At 64.9% G+C, this 1563-nt stretch carries 3 protein-coding genes; 1 reads left to right on the plus strand and 2 read right to left on the minus strand.

Annotation, left to right across the window (positions count from 1 at the left end; all coding sequences use genetic code 11):
* Positions 1 to 196: 196 nt before the first annotated feature.
* Positions 197 to 394 carry a PLDc N-terminal domain-containing protein gene (locus tag RMO25_RS10280; protein WP_405051868.1) on the plus strand — a complete coding sequence of 66 codons (198 nt, stop codon included), beginning with the start codon at positions 197 to 199 and terminating at the stop codon, positions 392 to 394.
* Between the two features lie 16 nt (positions 395 to 410).
* Here the strand turns inward: RMO25_RS10280 and RMO25_RS10285 are convergent, their stop codons facing one another.
* Together RMO25_RS10285 and RMO25_RS10290 are read right to left on the minus strand one after the other, a co-directional pair.
* Positions 411 to 1052 (minus strand): hypothetical protein, encoded by a 642-nt coding sequence (locus tag RMO25_RS10285; protein WP_309662510.1) that lies wholly within the window; start codon positions 1050 to 1052, stop codon positions 411 to 413.
* 105 nt (positions 1053 to 1157) lie between these two features.
* Positions 1158 to 1563 (minus strand): putative quinol monooxygenase (locus RMO25_RS10290; protein WP_309662511.1); only part of this gene is annotated, 406 nt, incomplete at its 5' end.

Consider the following 1563-nt stretch of genomic DNA (forward strand, 5'->3'; position numbering starts at 1 on the left):
CCTGGGCCATGCGGGCACCGGCGCTGCCCAGCCGGTCGATCCGGCGGCTGACCGACCGCAAATTCACCGCGCGGGAGCTCGAGGAAATCACCGCCTATCTGAATCGCAGCCACTATCGCTTCCGGCAATAGTGCGTTGCCGCACAGACCCGTAGTCCCGCGGGTTCTTACCATGGCCTCATCAGGAGACTGCCATGATGAACATGCCATACAACGGAATACTCGGGCTGCTGATCCTCATCGGCGACGTCTGGGCGATCATCAGTATCTTTCAGAGCGGCGCCTCGAATGAGAAGAAGGCGCTGTGGATCGTGCTGGTGGTGCTGCTGCCGGTGGTGGGACTGATCCTGTGGTATTTCCTCGGGCCCCGCTCGGGCGTCGCCAACCGCACTTAGCAGCGGTCCCTCCGCGTCAGGCCACGCCCATCACCTCGCGGGCGGAGCCCCACAGCGCGACGCGATTGGATTGGCCATTGAGGCCGCCGTTGATGCGCACCGTGATGCGCACGAAGTCCCCGGCGTCGGCCAGCTCGTTCAGCCCGCCAATCTGCCAGAACCGCGCCGCCGAGCGGCATGCGCCCTCGGGCGTGCGCAACCATGCACCGATTTCGGCGCGGGGAATCCCGAAATGATCCGCGCAGGCTTCCTGGTTGCTGCGGAAGGTGAGCTGGATCAGGCCCGCGCCCCGGAACGTCCAGCCGTCGCCGCTCGCCACGTCGCCATTGCCCCCGCGGTTCGCGTAGGCGACGCTCGCGATCATGCGCTGGTCGGCGGGATGCGCCGGCGTGCGCCCGTACATTTCCGCCTGCTCCTCGGTGAAGCGCTTGTGGGTGCTGGTATTGAACGTGTCGAGGATCGCCTGCGGCCGGTAGTTCAGGCTTTCCTCCAGCGCGGAAAGTTGCTCGCTTTCGTGCGCGACCTGCGCGAGGAACGCCGCCTGCCGCGCGGGCGTGTCGATGCCGAACTCGGCCATCGCGGCTTCCAGCGGCGGCAGGAAAGCGTCCGCATTGGCGGTCGCGCGCGGCATGATCTGGAGCAGTTCGGTGCGGGTCATGCCTGCAAAGCTAGGCACGCGGGCGCGCCACCGCAATCATCCAAAGGACGGTGTTTCGCAAAATCAGGGACAGACCACGTTTTAAAACGTGGTCTGTCCCGGTTTTCAGGCGGGTTGCAGGATGTGGATCACGCGGCTGGCGATGAACTCTTTCGCCTTGGCGCCATAGGCGGCCATATGCGGCGCGGCGGCGTGCGCCTTGAGGGCGTCCATGCTTTCCCATTTCTCGACCACGAGGAAAGTATCGGGGCCCCACTTGGTCTGGAAGGGCAGCGCGTTTTCGGCATCCACGGCCGCGCCGTATTCGATGCAGCCTTTCTCGGCCCTGACCGCGGGGACGTTGGCACGGAACAGCGAAAGGATGGACTCGCGCCGGCCGGGCTTGGCGGTGATGACGGCAATTACATGAATCATTTTTGTCTCCTTGATTTGAGTCTTGACGCCGTTGGTTTCAGGCGCCCGGATTGTCCGGCTTCTTCGCCGGCACGAACGGATAGCGCGCCCGGCCCTT

This window comes from Sphingomonas sp. (assembly GCF_031361285.1).
In the GTDB taxonomy this organism is placed as follows: Bacteria; Pseudomonadota; Alphaproteobacteria; order Sphingomonadales; family Sphingomonadaceae; genus Sphingomicrobium.